Raw genomic sequence first — 18,466 nt, 5'->3', positions numbered from 1 at the left:
TCCGCGACGCCTCAGTGGGTGCCGGGTGATGTGGACTGGCTCCGTTTTACCGCGGCAGGGACGGGTGGTGTGGGGGAAGGGATTCTGAAGGCCGGTTGGGGTGGCTGGGTGGTGTCGGTGTGGCTGGTGAGGTTCTTGAGGTCAGTGGGTGTGGTCGGCTGGTGGTGACTGTGGGACTCGTCGGTTTGAACGTGGGACTCGCCGGGCTGGAGTGTGGGACTCGCCGACGCGCTGTGCGAGTCCCACATTCAGCGAGGGCGAGTCCCACACTCAGACCGGCGAGTCCCACACCCAGCTCCGGACACCGGCATTCGCCGTACACCGACACGACACGACCCGGCCCTTGCTGCGGTAAAACGCAGCCAGTCCACAGCAACCAGCACCCACACAGACGACCGAAGAACCACAAAAGTGCCCTTTCGGTCGTATCGGTGGGTCGTTGCCTACCGCAACTCGCCGTCGAGTTGCGGTGCTTGTGCGTCCACGCGTCGCTCGCGAGTGGTCGGTGGCGAAACCGGGCGCGGGATTGGGCCGGAATTCCGGGCAAATCGGGTAAAGTGGGCGAACACCCTGGGGAGGCCGTGATGTGGATCTGGTTCGCCAAAGCTCCGTGGTGGCTCTTGTGCCTGATCGCGGCGGTGTTCAACGCTGCGTGCTGGTTGATGGGCGCGGTCATCACCAACGACATGACCGGGCACGTGCTGTACATCATCATCCCGCCAAGCCTCATCGCCGGGCTGATGATGGGTCTGACCTTCTCGCACACCCTCAAGCGAACGCTGACCCTCATCGAGGACCTTCCCCGCGACAAGCTGCGGGCTGCCGAGCGAGCTTCACGGCGCGGACCTGCGCCGTCGGATGAGGAGACTCGTCGAGGAGCGCTGAGTGTGGCAGAGCACCGGTTCGGGGTGATCGACCGCTCGTTTACCGCTTCCCTCGTGATGCTGAGCATCATCCTGATCGGCTGCGTCGCCAGCTCGGTGTTCGCCACCCCGTGGTTCTCCGTCCTGACCGTCCTTTTCGCCGCAACGATGGTGCTCACCGTCCGGCAGCGCTCGCAGTTCCAACGCCAGGTCGTTGTCCTGGCCGACAGCTTCGTCCACTGAATGAGGCGTCAGGGGCGCGGGAGATAGCCGTAGAGGAAGGCCTTGACGCCGGCGGTAGCGAGGCGGGTGACCTCGGCTTCAGCGAGGGGGACTGCACCACGGAAGGAGCGCCGGGAGCTTTCGCGGGCGGTGAGTTCGATGAAATGGGCGACAGCGTCGTCGGCGTTGTCGAAGTGCAGGTAGCCCTCGTCAGCCAGCTCCTGGAAGCGGCGGGCAAGGACGGCACGGACACGGCGGGGGCCGGCGTCCTGCCAGCTTTCGAGGGTGGCCGCCGGGATGTGCCCGACCTCGGCGTTGATCTGCCGGACCAGGGCGAAGTGGTCGGCGAACTCCGGCATCGGGGTCGCCCAGACGCAGCCGAACGCGATCAGGTCGGCCTCCAGGTCGGTGATCTCGGCCAGCTGGCTCTCGATGATCCCGATCTGGACCTCCGCGACGCGAGTCGCGCTCTCCTCGATGACCGTCAGGAACAGGTCGGACTTGTCCGCGAAGTGGTTGTAGATCGTGCGCGTCGACACCGCGGCCTCGGCGGCGATCGCGTCGATGCTCGCGCGGGTGTACCCCTCGCGCCCGAAAACCGCCCGAGCGCCGCAGGTGATGGCGCGGCGCTTTTCCAGGGAGCCCCGACGTGCTTTCGACGTCGTTTTGTCCGCTTCAGCCACGTCCGAACCTCCACTGGTTACAACGAGCGTTGTACTTACTGCCATACACGTTGTACTTTACCTCTGTGGCTACAACGGAAGGAACTCCGCGCATGACCGACATCGCGATCATCATCGGCAGCACCAGGCCCGGACGCCGGGGAGCCGAAGTCGCCCGCTGGGTCCACGAAATCGCGTCACAGCGCGAAGATGCGAACTACACCGTCGTCGATATCGCCGACTACGACCTGCCGATGCTCGACGAGCCGCACGCGGCCGCGAAGACCGCGGACTACCGGCAGCCGCACACACAGACCTGGTCGGCGACGATCAACTCCTTTGACGGCTTCGTTTTCGTCACACCCGAGTACAACCACTCGCTGACCGGCGCGCTGAAGAACGCCCTCGATTTCCTTTACCAGGAATGGAACAACAAGGCGGCGGGGTTTGTCGGTTACGGCCCGGGCGGCGCGATCCGCGCGGTCGAACACCTCCGGCTCATCGGCGCCGAGCTCAAGCTGGCCGACGTCCGCACCCAGGTCGCGCTTTCGATGTTCACCGACTTCGAAGACGCCGTCCGGGTGAAACCCGCCGCACACCAGGAAGGCATCCTGACCACCATGCTCGACGAACTCGTGACCTGGGCCGATGCCCTGAAAGCGACCAGGAATCCGGTCGCTGTCGGGTAGACTCCCGGAATGTCCTGGGGAGGAACACCATGTGGATCCATCTGGCCAAGTCACCGCGGTGGGTCAACATCCTGGTGCTCGGCGTCACGTATGCGGTGGCTCGGTGGTGGTCCTGGCGATCCTGGTGGACCTGGACTGGCAGACAGCCCTCGTCTACATGGTGGTTGGCGGCCTGATCTACGGGGTGTCCAGCGGCATGACCGTGTCCCGCATCTACCGAGGACGACTGGCCGCCGCCGGCGACCTTTCCCCCGACCGGTTGCGGGCCGGTATGCGGAGATCCGCAAGAACCGCGTGGCCCAGATCGTCCTGGTCACCTTTGTACTGGCCGTCTTCGCAGTGATCGCGCTGCTCGACAGGCCGTGGGCCTGGCTCCCGTTCGCGCTGATCGCCGGCTCGCTCGCGGTCGCTCTGGCGTGGCCGTCGTACCTCCGGCGCCGCATCACGCTCCTGGCCGACGACTACGCCTGACTCAGTCCCGGCCTTGCCAGGTCGACACGCAGGCTTCGTTGCCTTCGGCGTCCGCGAGCACCCAAAAGGCCGGCGCGCTGGAGTCCGAGAGGAGCACGCCCCCCGCGGCCAGTCCTGCCTGGATGCGGTTCGGCGCCTCATCGTGGGGGACGGACACATCGACGTGGATCCGGTTCCGCTGCGGCCGAGGCTCGGTCATCGGCTGGAACCAGACTGCCGGGCTCGTTCCCCGCGGATCGACGAGCTCCCGCCCGGACCCGTCCGAATAGGCCAGGACGGCCTTCCAAAAAGGACGGACCAGGTCGATGTCGAGCGCGTCGATCGCGATCTCGAGCAGGTGGGCCGACTCCGGTTCGAGCCGCAGCCCGAGTTCCCCGAGAGTCCCGGCGATGCGCCGGGCAAGTTCGATCTCGTGCGAGGTCACGTCCGTGTCAGGCGACCGCAGCGTGAGCACGATCCTGTCCCGCCGCACGTCCAGGCTCAGCGAGTCCTCGGCACCGTCGACCAGCCTCGACGCGACGTCGACGGCGTGTGCCAGCGAATCCACTGGCACCGAAGCACGCAATGCCATCAGGACGTAACGCCAACCCGACCCGCTGACCGCGGTGGAGATCTCTTGCCCGCTCGGTTTCACGGCTCGAAGATACCGCCCGAAGTCAGGTTCCCGGCGCGAGATGGATGATGTTGCTGATCTGGCTCAACGGCACTGTTCGGGTGTCGTAGACGAGCGCGGCCGACCAGTTGTACTCCTGGACCGTCACGTTCGTCCCGCTCACCGCCGAGATGTAGGCGACGTGCCCGTGGTTCGACGCGCCGCTGACGCCGGGGTTCCACTGCGCGACGGCGCCCACCTTCGGCGTGCCGTCAACGGCATAGCCCAGCAGTTTCGCGTTGGCGACCCAGTTGTCCGCGTTGCCCCAGTGACCCTGGACTCCGTCCCGCCACATGTTGTTGTTGAAGTATCCGTTGACCTGTTCCATCCGCCAAGCCACCCACGACGTGCACTGCCCGGTGTACATCGCCCAGCGGTCGACGATGTTGTTGGCGCCGCGGTACGGATAGTCGTCGGACACGAAGCCCGTCCCCTGCGCCGGGCACTGGGCTTCGGGCCGGTCGACGCCGCTGACGAGCACGAACGCGTGCGACACCCAGAGTCCGGTGCCGAGTTTGTCCCAGATCGCGGTGGTTCCGCGTTTTCCGGACTCCGGCTGGGAACTCGCGGTGCACACGATCGTCACCGCCTGACCGTCCGCGGCATGGCCCGAGAGCGCGTACTGGGTTCCGGGACCGGACCGTAGGTTGACCTGCGCGCCGTAGTCGATCCGGCCGTTCGTGGCGGCCTGAGCCGGAACCGTGGAGGCCAGCCCGGCGCACAGGACCACCGCACCGGCCGTGATCGCGCGTCCCAGCACTCTCGTCACTCGCGTGCCCACTGTGTTTTTCCCCTTCCCTGGCGGAATCCGTCCTCTCGATGATCACGGCGTACGCACCGGTAACCGGTTCCGCCGCGCGGTCACGATCGGGATTGCCCCTACCGTGTGGATCTTGTTTCGCGCCCTTGCGGGTTGCCTGATCGGGCTGATAGGCCCGCCCTTTCGGGCGGGTACGAGCAGCCCGATCGGCCACACCTTGGGAGAGGACGTGACAACCAGCCGAAAGGAATGCTGAGTTGGTGTCGATCGGAGAAGTGTGATGACCAGTCCCGCAGCCGCAGGCAAGGACGCGGCAAAGACCGCCCGGCCTTTGACCGGCAGGGAAGAACGGCGGTCCACCCCGGCGGACGCCGATCCGACCGCGCTGCCGCGGACGATCGGCACGCAGTCGTTCGGAGACGCCGTCCGCGCGGCCACCGTGAATTCGGCACCGGTCGGCGGAGGTGTCCCGCTGGGCTCACCGGTCCGGTCCTTCATGGAGGAACGATTCGGCCACGACTTCTCCGAAGTCCGAGTCCACACCGGACCGCAGGCGACCGAATCCGCCGGAGCCCTCGCTGCGAAGGCGTACACCGTGGGAACCGACATCACTTTCCGAGCCGGTGAATACGCCCCCGATACCGTCGACGGCCGCCGCTCGATCGCACACGAACTGGCCCACGTCGTCCAGCAGAGCCGCGGCGGCGGCCCCGCGCCCGCCTTCGACGCCGGCCACGCCCTCGAACACGATGCGGAGCGCGCCGCCGACCAGGTGCTCACCGGCGGTCGCGCGGTCGACGTCGTCGGCGCCAGCTCCCCCGGCCTCGCCCGGCAGGAGGATCCGAACCCCGCGGCCGAAGACCAGGCCGCGCTCCGAAAACGTCTCGAGCAGGCCGAACCTCCGGGATCGCCCGCATTCAAGCAGAAGGTGTCCCTGGTCGGGGAGATCGAAAAGCTGGGTGGGAACTCCTACGACCCCGGTCTGTTTTCCACCGACGAGCTCATTCAGAAGTACGCCGCGATCGCCGCGGCCAGGCCGCGGTACAAACCGGGCCAGTTCGATCCCAAGGCGCAGCTGGCGGCCGGTATCGAGGCGCTTGGCGGCATGTCGGTGGATCCGGCCAGAGTCTCCGAGCAGGAGCTTTCCCGCAGGTACTACGAAGCTTCGGCGGCAAGGTTCGCCAAGTCGTTGGAGCACAAACCGGTGACCTATACGGCAAAACCACTGAGCCGCGAGGAAGCCGGCAGAAACAAGGAACTGGAATCCCAGAAGCGGATAGCGGCATACCATGAAGAGCATCCGACGGTTCGCGACGTGGCCATCGCGGACGCGGCGAGAATCCAGAAGGCCGTCGACCCGTCGGATATGGGCGTAGTCAAAGGCGCCGCCGCCACCGCCTACCTGGTCTACGGCTTCGATCCGGCCACCGCGAGGGCCAAAGCGGCCAACGTGGAATCGGTAGCCTCCCTAGCGCTGGCGTACACCCCGGGCTCCGCGAGCGAAGCCGGCCATCCGATCGAAACGGAAAGCCGGCTCCCCCCGGAATCGAGGCCGGCGGAACAGGTCGACCAACCGCCGCCGCCGACGACCACGCCGGCCGCCGCGAGTCCGCGATCGTTCGAAGCACCATCAACTCACGGTGGCGCCGAGCCGGAGGGCCCTTCCCACCTCGCACCGGCTCTGCCCGGGGTGAGGCGGGCGGAACCCGTTCCGACCGAAATAGCGGACGGCCCCGGCCCGGCGAACGACAACGGCGTCCCGTGGGGCGGCGAACGATCGTCCCAGGCCGCCGAAATCGCTGCACCAGAACAAATAGCCGTGGGCGAGGATCTCAGTCGCGAGGTCGTCGGTACCACACCGGGCACCCCCGAGCCGATACTGGGCAGCGCGTCCGGCGCCAGCGGACGGGTGATCCCGCTGCACCGATCCGCGCCCGGAACGGGCACCCGGCAGGCGCCCTCCACGTCCGGACGAGCCCGGACGACACCCAGGAACAGAGGGGAGTTCTACAACCGGCTCCTTGATGTCATGCGGAAGAACCTCGGCCAGAGTGATGCCGCGGCGGTCGGAGCGGCGAACGAGGAAGCCCGCGTACTCACGCTGCGAATGCGGGGTGTCCCGGCGGAAAACCTCAACGACGTCAAGCGGAACATCGCAGCCATGGACATCACGTCAGCGGACGGTTTCGGCAGCGGGAAAGCCCATGGGATCATCGACCCGCTGCCGATGCCCAGCGGGAGCGTGCACGCGGCCGGCGAGATGCAGGGTTACAAGCTGAGTGGTCTGCCGCAGTCCACAGCCCGTCCCTGGGCCGCGTTGATGGCCTACGAGAACGATCTCGTCGGCCTGATCGCGAACAAACCTGGTGAAACACGGCCGGGGAAGTCGACCCAGGGGGCGCGGAGTATTTCTGACGCCGCCGACACCATCCAGCAAAGCGGTTCCTGGCCGGCCTCGGTACCGAAAGACGCTTCGGTGAAGCAAATAGAAAACCAGATCAGGTTCAAATCCGACCTCGTCGTGCCCAGTGACCACGCGGTGGCACTTCGCGCCTGGCTCCGGGAATGGGTCCCGAGGGAACCGGAGCGCTACGGGTTGCGGCCGAACACCTCCCCGACTCAGGCGCAGGTCGACCAGATCGTCGACCGGGTCAAGTCGTCCGGGGTCACCTCGGTGGAGTTGACCCGGTTGATGCGCCGGGCGACGGCGGAAAGTCAACCCTCTAAGCCCTGACTGAGGATGTCGACTCAAACTGCTTGCTCGAGAACAGGTCGGGGCACGATCACCGGGTAGGCGGGTTCGCTGATCCGGTGCTTGATCGAATTCGCGCAGCGAATGAGGTCCAGCAGGCCGGTATCGGGCAAGTAGGCGCGGCTGAGCGCAATACCGATCCGAGGCAGGTCCGCCTCATCGCGGAAGGCCAGGTAAAGCGGTTCGTGGCGGGGCTTGAACTTCGCCTTGAACGCGTGCAGCGAACGGAATCCGTAGTACGGCTCCATCATCGCACCGAGCGAAGACAGCACGTGCTCGATCGCGGGCGTGGCCGCGTCCTGTTGCGACTTCGCCAGCGGTGCGCCGGAAAGCGACACGAACCGCGCGCCTTCGCGCTGGAACTCGAGGCAGGCCGAAGCGATGAGAAACTCCATTGCGGACCGGAAACCCCCGGACCGGCGGCGCATCAGGTCGAGCGTCCAGCCTTCGACCTGCCCGGACGCACCGTGCACAGGCATCCACGACGTCACGCCGTGTACCCGCCCGTCGGCGTCGATCGCGAGGCCGACCCTGGTGTGCGGGTCCAACGCCTCGTCGATACCGCCGAGAGTGAAGCCCATTTCCGGCATTCCCTTTTCCCCGAGCCATTCTTCGGAGATCTCGCGCACCTGGGCGATCAGCTGACGTGGCTGTTCGCCCAGGGTCACCAGGCGGAACTCGATGCCTTCCTTGCGGGCCCGGTTCACCGACGAACGCACGTCCTGCCAGGCTTTTCCGCGGAACTCGAGACCGTCCAGATCGACCACGGTGTCCTCGGCAACCTGGACGTGCTGCCAGCCCATTCCCTTGGTGATGACAGTGGTCTCGGCGCTCACCGAGAACAGGCACGGCACCAGACCGGTGCTGTCGCACATTTCGGCGAACTCGCGCACGGCCTGCGCCCCGCCGCCGTGCGGGGCGACAGCGTCGCCGAGTCCGATCGCGACACGCGCGTGACGCCGATAGGCCAGATAGGACTGTTCGTCCTCGGTGCGGAAGTAGGAGTTCTCGGCCCAGGTCGTCATCCACGACAGGTTGCCGCCACCGTTGCGGCGCAACAGGTTCCGCGCGCCGGCGGCGTCGAGCTGCGGACGCTGCCAGCCTGGCCTTCCCCGGCGCCGGTCCGGGCGGACCCGGAAGGCGCCGTTCGCGGCGAGCAGGAGGACCAACTCGGCCGTCCACAAGAGACTGTCCGCGACGAACAGCGGGACACCGTCGGTCGAGGCGTCGACGTCGACGAGGTTGAGGAAGCCCAGGAAACCGACCAGCAGCGCGCCCTGCAGCACCACCAGCGTCGTGATTCCCACCGCCCATCGCCAGGCGACGCGGCTGCCGCGGCGCAGGCCGTTGATGACCAGCGCGATCGCCACGACCATGATCGCGACCTCGGTGGTCGGCGTGGCGAGGTCGCCGGAGGAGCCGAGCGGGCCGTCGCCGGGGATGAACCACATTACCGCCTGCGCGACCGTGACCAGCAGCAGTCCGGTCACCGCGAGGAGCCGCCATTCCCGCTTGGCAGGCTTACCCACCCGGTGGCCGCGGCGTTCGCCGACCAGGATCCCGGCCAGTGGCAGGGCGAGTGCGACGGCGATGAAGTGCACGAGGTCGGCGAACGTGCCGATGTAGATGATCGACACGCCGACGTAGACACCGAGCGCGGCACGGATCCGCAAGCGCCACGGCGGCCGCAGCGCGGCGGAGGCCACCGCGATCGCGGCGAGCGCGCCACCGGACGCGCCGGCGTCGAGGGTGAGCGACACCTGGTCGGCCCAGTCCCAGCCGAGATCGCGGAAGGCCTGCAGGAACGCCACCGCGCCGAGCACGCTGACGAACTGGCCGCCGAGGGTGATGGCCATCGTCCGGCGGGTGCCGAGCCGCCATTCGGTGAAGCCGACCAGCAGCGCGAACCCGCCGGCCATCGGCACGTAGTACACCGGGATCACGGCGAACAGCGGCCCGGTGACCAACGTCCACCAGCGCCCGTGCTCGATCGACGGCAGTCCGTACGCGAAGTCGGGATACCAACTGCGCGTCTCGGCGCTGCTCCACAGCGCACCGGTCACTACGGCCGCGACGAGCATCGCCAGGGTGACCACTGAGGTGAAAGGCAACCGGCGCAACAGCATGGGGATCATCCTGCGGCGCGACGACGTCAACTCGCGTCCTTCGCGAGGATGACTGAGGGTGGTGCAATCTGTAGGAGCCACGCGAACGACGCTAATCAGCTGAGGCGCTCGGCACCCTGGCGCTAGCCCCACCTTTTGCCTTCCGGAGACCCCCCGGTTTCGGTGGTGGTGGCACCCCTGGACTCCAGCTACAACGTGTGCCCTGTGGTGGCGTCGACGTGGTCGGGGACCTCGTCGTGCCGGTCACCGACGCTGGACGTTCCGGTCGGCTCGAACATCAGGATGGACGCACCGTCGGAGGACGAAGGGCGGTGCTCGACGCCTCGGGGCACCACGTAGACCGAGCCAGTGGGCAAGGTGACAACCCGCTCGGCCCCGCCTTCGCGCAACGAGATGCGCAACTCACCGTCCAAGACGAGAAAGAACTCGTCGGTGTCGTCGTGTGCGTGCCAGACGTGCTCACCGGCCACCTTGGCGATGCGGACGTCGTAGTCGTTGATCCGGGTGACGATCCTGGGGCTCCACAGGTCGTCGAAGCCGGCCAGTGCGGTCTGCAGATCGATCGGTTCGTTGCTCACCCCTCCATACTGCCGTGGAATACCGCGTGGGCAGGTGGCGACGACGCGGAGTCCGACGTCGAAGGGAGGGCACTTTTGTACCCACACTCCGGCCCGGCGAGTCCCACGTTCACGCCGACGAGTCCCACAGTCACCACCAGCCGACCACACCCGCTGACCTCAAGAACCCCACCAGCCACACCGACACCACAGGGGGCGTCGCGGACCCACACATACGACACAAGAGCCACAAAAGTGCCCACGCCCTTGACCGCAACTCGACGGCGAGTTGCGGGGGTCAGGCGAGGAGGCCGGCGGTGGTGGTGACGGTGATGAGCGGGGAGTACAGGCGCAGGATGGCGAGGGTTTGCTCGTGGCTCTCGTCGGACACGCCGGCGCAGGCGTCCGCGACGACCTGGACTTCGACGCCGGCGTCGGCCGCGGCCAGCGCCGTCGACAGCACACAGCAGTCCGTCGACACCCCGGCGAGCACCAGCGGCCCGTCCGCCACTTCCGCGGCCAAAGCCGGTGTCCATTTCCCGAACGTCGTCGCGTCGATGGTCTGCTTCTCGCCCGCCAGCTCCGGGATGACGTCGTAGATCTCGTCGTCCGGCCGCCGCAGCGCGAAGGGCCACAGCTCGTAATACTTCCGCCACGCGCCTGTCGGCGTTTCCGGCGCGATGAACCGCGTGAACGTCACCCGCGGGGCGAACGCCGCGACCAGCCGCTGGATCGGCGTGACGACCTCGGCGAACCGCGGGGTCGCCCACGGACTCGCCGGGTCGGCGAACACCTTCTGCATATCGATGACCGCCAGCAGCGGCGACGCCGTCACGTCATCACCAGTTCTTGCGCCCGGACCCGCGACCGATCCAGGGCCAGCGTGATCACGAAGCTCACCACCAGCGCGAACAGCACCCCGATGTTCGCCCCGGCCCATGACCCGGACTTGCCGCCGAGACCGACCGCTTCGAGCAGGTAGCCCTGCCACGTCAGCCAACTCGCGGCGCTGTTGGTGACCAGGCCCCACCCGATCGCCGTCGTCACGACCACCACCGCGATCGGCACGATCCGGATGTCCCCATACCGGCCGGTGCGGTCGAACAGCTCGCGCTCGGCGTAGTCCTTCCGCCGCAACAGGACGTCGGCGAGCATGATCCCGCACCACGCGGCCACCGGAACACCAAGGGAGATCAGGAAACCCTGGAACTGGCCGAGGAAGTTACCGCCGTAGAACACGATGTACACCGTGCCCGCCACCATGATCACGCCGTCGATCAGCGCCGCCGCGTACCTCGGCACGCGCAGGCCGGCGGCCAGCAGCGCCAGCCCCGACGAGTAGATGTCGAGCACGGCGCCGCCGACCATCCCGAGCACCGCGACCAGCGCGAACGGCAGCAGGAACCAGATCGGCAGTGCCGTGGTCAGCGCGCCGATCGGGTCGGCCGCGATCGCCGTGCTGAGGTCGGGGGAGGACCCTGCCAGCAGCAGCCCGAACACCAGCAGCACGATCGGCGCCAGCGACGCGCCGAACGTCGTCCAGCCGACCACGCTGCGGCCGGAGGTCCGCCTTGGCAGGTAACGGGAGTAGTCCGCGGCGGCGTTGACCCAGCCGAGGCCGAACCCGGTCATCATGAACACCAGCGAGCCGACGAACTCCTGCGCCGAGCCCGACGGGACCGCCGAAACCACGCTCCAGTGGATGTGCCCGGCGACCAGCACGATGTAGGCGACGGTCAGTACCCCGGTCACCACCGTGATCACCGTTTGCATCCGCATGATGAGATCGAAGCCCATCACCCCGCCCGCCACGATCAGCGCGGCGACCACGATCAGCGCGATGATCTTCGTCGACGCGCCGCCACCCCAGCCCAGCCGTTCGAACACCGTCGCCGTCGCCATGGTCGCCAGCGCGGTGAGCACCGTTTCCCAGCCGACGGTCAGCACCCATGAGATGGCCGACGGCAGCTTGTTCCCGCGGATCCCGAACGCCGCCCGGCTCAACACCATCGTCGGCGCCGAACCGCGCTTGCCGGCCACCGCGATGAACCCGCACAGCAGGAACGAGAACACGATCCCGGCGATCCCGGCGATCAGCGCCTGCCAGAACGAAATGCCGAAGCCGAGCACGAACGACCCGTAGCTCAGCCCGAGGATCCCCACGTTCGCGCCGAACCACGGCCAGAACAGGCCGCTGGGCAGCCCTTTGCGCTCGCTTTCGGTGATGACGTCGACACCGTTGGTTTCGACCTGGAGTTGTTTGCGGCCTTCGGTGGTGGGCACCGCCGCGTCGATGTCGGTCATCGGATCAGCCTGTCTGCCGTGGGGGACTACTGTCGGGACAGAAGCAGTTTGTCGATCTCCGCCCGGGTCGGGGCGGTCGCCGGGCCGTGCCGGGTGACCGAAAGCGCCGCGGCCGCGTTGGCCCGCAGCGCCGCGTCGGCCGGTGCGGTTCCGTGCAGCAGTTCCGCGGCCAGCACCCCGCAGTGTGCGTCGCCGGCGCCGTTGGTGTCGACCGCGTCCACCGCGAACGCGGGGACGGTCGTGGTTTCACCGCGCTCGCGGATCAGGCAGCCCGCCGGCCCGTCGCGGACGACGACCACCGCTCCGGCCGCGAGCCTCCCGGCGAGCAGTCGCGCGGCCCCGTCGAGGTCCGTGACCCCGGCGAGTGCTCGCGCTTCCGGCGCGTTGCAGCTTAGGACGTCCACAGTGGACAGAATACGCCCCAGCACGTCCGCCGGGGCCGACGCGCCGAGCGGACCCGGGTCGAACAGCACGCGTGACCCGGGCAGCCGCGGAAGCCAGGCGAGCAGTGCCTCGCGATTGGACTCGTACAGCAAGCTGTACCCGCTGACGTAGACGAGATCGGCCGGTCCGACACCGACCGCGTCCAGTTGTGCGGGCTGTAAGTGCGCCTCCGCGCCGGTGCCGGTGACGAAAGTACGTTCTCCGTCTTTCTCGACGAGCGCAACTGCCACACCCGTGTCCGACGACTCGCTCGGCGCCTGAGTTGCCGTAACGCCCTCGGCGGCCAGCGCCGCGCGGATGACGTCGCCGAAGCCGCCCGTGCCGTGCGCACCCGCGTAGACCACGTCCGCACCCGACCGCGCGGCCGCCGCCATCACGTTGAACCCGCCGCCCGGGGTCAGCGCCATCTCCGACGCCAGCACGTCACCACCCCGTGCGGGCATCGACGGGATGCGCAGGACCAGGTCGATCATCACCTGCCCGGTATGGATCAGCCGCCCGGTCACTGGGCCGCGCCCGCGGAGCGTCGGCTGCCACCGAGCGCCGCGTACAACGCCGTCGCGACGACGAAGGTGACGATCCAGCCGAGACCGTTGTGGCCGAGCCAACTGTTCGCGAAGTAGCCCTTGAACCACACGTCCTTGTCCGTGCCCGCGGTGGTGAACAGGTATCCCGCGACGATGGCGGCGGCCCACGAACCGAGCGCCCGCGGCTCGACGCCCGCGCGGTACCAATAGCCGCTGGTCCGGTTCATGTCCATCAGCGCGACCGGGTCGTAGCTTCGCCGGTGCGCCATGTCGACCAGGAACACCCCGACCCACGCCGTGATCGGCACGGCCAGCAGGCTGATGAACGCGATGAACGGCCCGTAGAACCCGTCCGCGACCAGCATGAAGAACCCCGCGCCGGCAAACGTCACCACGACGTCGACGACTACGGCGTACACCCGCGGGATGCGGATCCCGAGCGTCAACGTGGTGAGCCCGGCCGAATACACCGACAGGTGGTTCGACAGCAGCAGGCCGCCGAACGCGGCGAGCAGGTACGGCACCGCCATCCAAGCCGGCAGCAGGCCGCGGATCGCCGCCACCGGGTCGGACGCGTCGGTCAGCGTCGAGTCGCCCGCCGAGAGCAGGCTGCCCAGCGAGATCAGCAGCACCAACGGGATGCCCGCGCCGGCCGCGGCCGACGCGACCAGCGACGACGCGCGAGCCGTCGGCGACTGGTACCGGGACATGTCCGCCGACGCGTTCGCCCAGCCGATCCCGGTGCCGGCCGCGATCGTGCCCACCCCGGCGATCATCGCGCCGATCGGCGCCGGGCTCGCCGAAGCCACCGCGTGCCAGTCGACCGTCGTCACCAGCACGACCCCGACCACGATGTTCAGCGCGCCGAAGACCCAGGTCGCCCACTTCTGCACCGCCACCAGCACCGCGTGCCCGAGCCCGGACACCACCACGGTGAACGCGACGAACACCGCGATGCACACCAGCGTCAGCACCGGCGAGTGCTTCGCCGCCGGGTCGGCACCGAACAGTAAGGCGCACAAGGAAAGCAGCGCGAACGCGGCGGTCGTGGTGTTGACCGTCTCCCAGCCGAGCCGCGAGATCAGCGACACCGCCGTCGGCCCGATGTTGCCGCGCACCCCGAACACCGCGCGCGACAGCGTGAGCCCCGGCGCCCCGCCCCGGCGGCCCGCGATCGACACGACCCCCACCACCGCGAACGACCCGACCGAACCCAGCACCGCCACGATCACCGCCTGCCAGACGGTCATGTGCCCGACGGTGACCAGCGTCGCGCCCAGCGGCAGCCCCAGGATGCTGATGTTCGCGGCGAACCACACCCAGAACAGCTGCAGCGGGTTCCCCTGGCGTTCCGACTCCGGGACCGGTTCGATGCCCCTGGTTTCGAGAGCGCCGATGCTTTCTTCAGTGATGGCCGACATGGCTGCCTCCGGTCGTCGTCCGATCGCGTAGTTCGAGCAGCCCGTCGACGACCGGCTCGAGTTCGAGGGAGTTCACCCGCCTTACGGTGCCGACGAAGTCGGCCGGGATGCCGTCGATGCCCCCGATACCACCGATGCCGTGGTGGGCACCGAGCATGGCGCCGCACATCGCGGCGATCGTGTCGGTGTCGCCACCGATCCCGGCGGCCAGTAGCAGCGCTTCGCGCGGGCTGTCACCGAGTGCTTCGGCCAGCGCGAACGCCGCGACGACCGATTCCTGCGCCGAGACCGACGTCCCGACGACCTCGCTGAGCGCGTCGGCCAGCGCGGGCGTGTCCATACCCCGAACCCAGCGCCGCGCCCAGCGGATCCGCGCCGCGATGCTTCCGCCGGCAGCCCACGGCGCCCGCAGCGCACCCGCTTCGGCCGCGCGTTCGCCCTCGTCCAGCGCCTCGGTGAGGCTCGCGCCGTCGACGCCGGCCGAAACCGCCGCGCCCACCGCGGCCGCCGCCGCGAGGCCGATACTGCTGTTGTGGGTGACCCGGCCCGTCTCGACGACGGCGTCGAGCAGCGCGTCGGACGGAGGAAAGGCGATCCCGATCGGCGTAACCCGCATCGCGGCACCGTTGGTCGCGCCACCCAGGCCGGCTTCCTCCGGGGCGACACCCGATTCGAGCAGCGTCAGGGCCCGCTTGGTCGACGGCCCCAGAAGATCGGCCGAGCCGCGCCGGATCATGTCCGCCTCCCAGCCGATCAACGCATCGGCGAACACCCGCGGGTCGACTCGGCCGCGGCCGTCGACGAGCAGCCTGGCCAGTAGCACCGCCTGCTCGGTGTCGTCGGTGATCGACCCGGCCGGCATCCCCGGCGCGATCGGCTGATCCGCGACGGCGTCCAGCATCCCGGTCACCGGGCCATAGCGTTCGGCGATCCGCTCGCGGGACATCGACTGCGTCGGCATGCCGAGCGCGTCGCCGACGGCGAGCCCGTAGAACGCGCCGAGCGCACGCTCGCGCCGGTTCACGGCTGACGCCCGAACACGAGGTGGAACTGGAACCGCGCCGGGTCGAGCAGACTGACCACCTGCTCGACGAGCGCGCTGCTGCGGTCCAGCGAGATCCTGGTGGCACGCAGGAAGAACTCGCCCGCCCGACGGTCAAGCAGCTTCGCCGACGTCTCGTCCAGCCACTCGGCGGTGATCCACTGCTCACCGCCGGCCAGGTACAGCCCGGCTTCGCGCAGGGTGTCGGTCAGCGAGTCGTCGGTCAGGCCTCGCTCCGGCAGGTCGGCGAGCGCGGGGATCGCCGGGACCAGCGCGTTTTCCAGCGACACGCCGCGGCCGGATTCGTCGCGCCGGAGCCGCCGCACCGAGATGAACGCGTCCACGCCGAACCGGCTGGTGAGCGCCGGGTCCTCCGCCCGCTCGATGCCGAGCAGCTCGGTGGTCACCTTTGAACCGGAACTCGACAGCGCCCGCGCCCAGCCGACCGACTGGTCGAGGGCGACCCCGTCGAACGTGACGAACGAACCGACCCCGGTCTCCGTGGCGATCAGGTCTTGTTGCTGCAGCTCGGAAAGCGCGCTGCGCACCGTTCCACGGCTGACGCTGTACTGCTGGGCGAGCTGGTTCTCCCCGGGCAGCCGCTCCCCGCGAGCCAGCTGACCAGAGCGAATGAGGTCGACCAGGTCGCCGACGAGACGCTTCTTCTTGCCACCCACTTGCTCGTACATGTACATACCTGTACACCTCTGGGGCGACGTTGTACAGGGGCAGTCCGGGGGTCCGCGAGGACACGGACCCACCGACTGACGCGGAGATGTCGGTGGGCACGGATAGTCTCTCCAGTACGGTGGTCGCCGATCCGGCACGCACGGGCATTCGCTGCCCGCCTGCCGGCTGCGGGCAAGCGGCCATGTAACCGGTACGCCACGATCTGGAGAAAGACCCTGTGACTGCTTCTGCTGAGACCTCGTACGGGGCAGACGACCTTACCCACCTGGAAGGTTTGGAAGCGGTACGGAAGCGGCCCGGGATGTACATCGGGTCCACCGACAGCCGCGGTATCAACCATCTGTTCACCGAGGTGGTCGACAACTCCACCGACGAAGGTGTCGCCGGTCACGCCAGCGAGGTCGTGGTGACCCTGCATGCCGACGGCAGTGTCCAGGTCGACGACAACGGCCGCGGCATCCCGACCGGGGTGCACGCGAAGTCCGGCATTTCCGGCGTCGAACTGGTGCTCACCCGGCTCCACGCGGGCGGCAAGTTCGGCGGCTCGGGGTACAAGACTTCGGGTGGCCTCCACGGCGTCGGCGCGTCCGCGGTGAACGCGCTTTCCCACCGCTTCGACGTCACCGTCAAGCAGGACGGCAAGGTCCATCAGATGTCCTTCGCGCAGGGCGTCCCCGGCGTGTTCGACGGACCCGGCCCGAAGGCGAAGTTCGTCCGCCAGTCCGGTCTGCTCGTCACGGGCAAGATGAAGCGCGGGGAGCGCGGCGGCACCTCGATCCGCTACTGGTACGACGCGCGCTACTTCGAGACCGGCGCCGCGCTCGACATCGAAGGCGTCCGCGCGAAGCTGCGGAACACCGCGTTCCTCGTCCCGGGCGTGAAGTACGTCCTGCGCAACGCGACCGAGGGCGCGATCGCCGACGAGACGTTCCACTACCCGAACGGCCTGTCCGACATGGTCGACTTCCTCGCCCCGGCGAGCGAGAAGCCGGTCTCGGCCACCATCCTGGTCCTGGGCGAAGGCGCGTACAAGGAGAACGCCGCGGACCAGAACGGCGTCATGCAGGCCAATGTGGAGCGTCGAGCCGAGATCGAGGTCGCGTTCCGCTGGGGCACCGGCTACGAGCGCACGGTCGAGTCGTTCACCAACACGATCCGCAACGTCCACGGCGGCACCCACCGCAAGGGTTTCGAACGCGCCGCGCTGAAGTCGTTGCAGGACGCCATTTCGAAGACCCGCGGCCTGCTCAAGCCGAAGGAGGACCCGCCCACCCTCGACGACGTCCTCGAGGGCATGACCGCGGTCATCCACGTGCGCCTGCCCGAGCCGCAGTTCACCTCGCAGACCAAGGACGAGCTGTCCACCGCCGGGATCACCAAGGTCATCCAGGCCGTCGTCGAGCGACACATCAAGGCCTGGGTCGACGACCGCCGGACCAAGCTGGAAGCCAAAACGGTTCTGCAGAAGATCGTCGACGCCGGCCGCGTCCGCCTCGCCCAGAAGCAGCAGAAGGACGCCGCCCGCCGGAAAACGGCTCTGGAAGGCGCTTCCATGCCCCCGAAGCTCGTCGACTGCCGCACCACCGGCGTCTCCCGCAGTGAACTTTTCCTCGTGGAAGGGGATTCCGCCCTCGGCTCGGCTCGTCTTGCCCGAGTCTCCGAGTATCAGGCACTGCTTCCCTTGCGGGGCAAGATTCTCAACGTCCAGAAGGCGAACCTGGGCGATACGCTCAAGAACGCCGAGATCGCGTCGATCGTGCAGGTGCTCGGGGCGGGTACCGGGCGCACGTTCGACCTGGCCGCGATGCGGTACGGCCGGGTGATCCTGATGGCCGACGCCGACGTCGACGGTTCGCACATCCGGACGTTGCTGATTACGCTGTTCGCCAAGTACATGCGGCCGGCGATCGAGGACGGCAGGCTGTACGCGGCGATGCCGCCGCTGCACAAGCTCGTGACGAAGGGTCGCAACCCGGAGACGTTCTTCACCTTCACGCAGCGGGAGATGGAGACAAAGTTCGCCGAGCTGGAGAAGGCGGGCAAGAGCATCGTCACGCCGGTACCGCGGTTCAAGGGTCTCGGCGAGATGGACGCCGACGAGCTCTGGGACACCACGATGAACCCGTCGACGCGTTCGGTCCGCCGCATCACCATGGACGACGTCGACGCCGCTGAGACCACGCTCGAACTGCTCATGGGCGACAAGGTCCCGCCCCGCCGCGACTGGCTCGTCGAGTCGTCCGCGCGGGTCGACCAGTCGGCCATCGACATCTGACCTGCCTGA

Annotated in this window: 16 protein-coding genes; 5 read left to right on the top strand and 11 right to left on the bottom strand. The window is 68.2% G+C overall.

The features are described 5' to 3' along the window. Nucleotides 1-584: 584 nt before the first annotated feature. On the top strand, nucleotides 585-1,106 hold the full coding sequence (locus tag JWQ81_RS10515) for a hypothetical protein (RefSeq protein WP_297540094.1): 522 nt from the start codon (nucleotides 585-587) through the stop codon (nucleotides 1,104-1,106). Nucleotides 1,107-1,114: 8 nt separating this feature from the next. On the opposite strand, the gene JWQ81_RS10510 is transcribed toward JWQ81_RS10515, so the two are convergent. After that, nucleotides 1,115-1,768 (bottom strand): TetR/AcrR family transcriptional regulator, encoded by a 654-nt coding sequence (locus tag JWQ81_RS10510; protein ID WP_297540092.1) that lies wholly within the window; start codon nucleotides 1,766-1,768, stop codon nucleotides 1,115-1,117. A 92-nt stretch (nucleotides 1,769-1,860) separates the two neighbouring features. On the opposite strand from JWQ81_RS10510, the gene JWQ81_RS10505 reads away from it, so the two are divergent. Next, nucleotides 1,861-2,436 (top strand): NAD(P)H-dependent oxidoreductase, encoded by a 576-nt coding sequence (locus JWQ81_RS10505; protein ID WP_297540090.1) that lies wholly within the window; start codon nucleotides 1,861-1,863, stop codon nucleotides 2,434-2,436. A gap of 294 nt (nucleotides 2,437-2,730) precedes the next feature. After that, complete coding sequence (locus tag JWQ81_RS10500) at nucleotides 2,731-2,907, top strand: hypothetical protein (RefSeq protein ID WP_297540088.1); 177 nt, start codon at nucleotides 2,731-2,733, stop codon at nucleotides 2,905-2,907. A 1-nt stretch (nucleotide 2,908) separates the two neighbouring features. Here the strand turns inward: JWQ81_RS10500 and JWQ81_RS10495 are convergent, their stop codons facing one another. Together JWQ81_RS10495 and JWQ81_RS10490 are read right to left on the bottom strand one after the other, a co-directional pair. After that, nucleotides 2,909-3,541: a VOC family protein gene (locus JWQ81_RS10495; protein WP_297540086.1), complete on the bottom strand. Its 633-nt coding sequence runs from the start codon at nucleotides 3,539-3,541 to the stop codon at nucleotides 2,909-2,911. A gap of 22 nt (nucleotides 3,542-3,563) precedes the next feature. Beyond that, entirely contained in the window at nucleotides 3,564-4,328 is a 765-nt protein-coding gene (locus JWQ81_RS10490; protein WP_297540084.1) for a CHAP domain-containing protein, read from the bottom strand. Between the two features lie 271 nt (nucleotides 4,329-4,599). On the opposite strand from JWQ81_RS10490, the gene JWQ81_RS10485 reads away from it, so the two are divergent. Next, nucleotides 4,600-7,053, top strand: coding sequence for a DUF4157 domain-containing protein (locus JWQ81_RS10485; RefSeq protein WP_297540082.1), 2,454 nt, complete (start codon nucleotides 4,600-4,602; stop codon nucleotides 7,051-7,053). A gap of 14 nt (nucleotides 7,054-7,067) precedes the next feature. Here JWQ81_RS10485 and JWQ81_RS10480 read toward each other — a convergent pair whose 3' ends face one another. From JWQ81_RS10480 to JWQ81_RS10445, 8 genes are all read right to left on the bottom strand, one after another. After that, entirely contained in the window at nucleotides 7,068-9,197 is a 2,130-nt protein-coding gene (locus JWQ81_RS10480) for a bifunctional lysylphosphatidylglycerol flippase/synthetase MprF (RefSeq protein ID WP_297540096.1), read from the bottom strand. A 188-nt stretch (nucleotides 9,198-9,385) separates the two neighbouring features. Beyond that, nucleotides 9,386-9,775 carry a cupin domain-containing protein gene (locus JWQ81_RS10475; protein ID WP_297540080.1) on the bottom strand — a complete coding sequence of 130 codons (390 nt, stop codon included), beginning with the start codon at nucleotides 9,773-9,775 and terminating at the stop codon, nucleotides 9,386-9,388. Nucleotides 9,776-10,052: 277 nt separating this feature from the next. Continuing rightward, nucleotides 10,053-10,589 (bottom strand): cysteine hydrolase, encoded by a 537-nt coding sequence (locus JWQ81_RS10470; protein WP_297540078.1) that lies wholly within the window; start codon nucleotides 10,587-10,589, stop codon nucleotides 10,053-10,055. Further along, nucleotides 10,586-12,058 carry a cytosine permease gene (locus JWQ81_RS10465; RefSeq protein WP_297540076.1) on the bottom strand — a complete coding sequence of 491 codons (1,473 nt, stop codon included), beginning with the start codon at nucleotides 12,056-12,058 and terminating at the stop codon, nucleotides 10,586-10,588. The genes JWQ81_RS10470 and JWQ81_RS10465 overlap by 4 nt, the downstream gene beginning before the upstream one ends. 26 nt (nucleotides 12,059-12,084) lie before the next feature. Continuing rightward, nucleotides 12,085-13,008 (bottom strand): PfkB family carbohydrate kinase, encoded by a 924-nt coding sequence (locus tag JWQ81_RS10460; RefSeq protein WP_297540074.1) that lies wholly within the window; start codon nucleotides 13,006-13,008, stop codon nucleotides 12,085-12,087. Continuing rightward, nucleotides 13,005-14,450 carry a cytosine permease gene (locus tag JWQ81_RS10455; RefSeq protein WP_297540072.1) on the bottom strand — a complete coding sequence of 482 codons (1,446 nt, stop codon included), beginning with the start codon at nucleotides 14,448-14,450 and terminating at the stop codon, nucleotides 13,005-13,007. Before JWQ81_RS10455 ends, JWQ81_RS10460 begins: the two co-directional genes overlap by 4 nt. Continuing rightward, nucleotides 14,434-15,474, bottom strand: coding sequence for an ADP-ribosylglycohydrolase family protein (locus JWQ81_RS10450; RefSeq protein ID WP_297540070.1), 1,041 nt, complete (start codon nucleotides 15,472-15,474; stop codon nucleotides 14,434-14,436). The genes JWQ81_RS10455 and JWQ81_RS10450 overlap by 17 nt, the downstream gene beginning before the upstream one ends. Continuing rightward, entirely contained in the window at nucleotides 15,471-16,187 is a 717-nt protein-coding gene (locus JWQ81_RS10445; protein ID WP_297540068.1) for a GntR family transcriptional regulator, read from the bottom strand. Before JWQ81_RS10445 ends, JWQ81_RS10450 begins: the two co-directional genes overlap by 4 nt. 212 nt (nucleotides 16,188-16,399) lie before the next feature. On the opposite strand from JWQ81_RS10445, the gene JWQ81_RS10440 reads away from it, so the two are divergent. Then, complete coding sequence (locus JWQ81_RS10440; RefSeq protein ID WP_297540066.1) at nucleotides 16,400-18,457, top strand: DNA topoisomerase IV subunit B; 2,058 nt, start codon at nucleotides 16,400-16,402, stop codon at nucleotides 18,455-18,457. The last annotated feature ends 9 nt before the right edge of the window (nucleotides 18,458-18,466 follow it).

The sequence above is a fragment of the Amycolatopsis sp. genome (genome assembly GCF_025464955.1).
Taxonomy (GTDB): Bacteria; Actinomycetota; Actinomycetes; order Mycobacteriales; family Pseudonocardiaceae; genus Amycolatopsis.
Note: the sequence above shows the minus strand (reverse complement) of the source record. Positions and strands in the feature narration are given on the sequence as shown.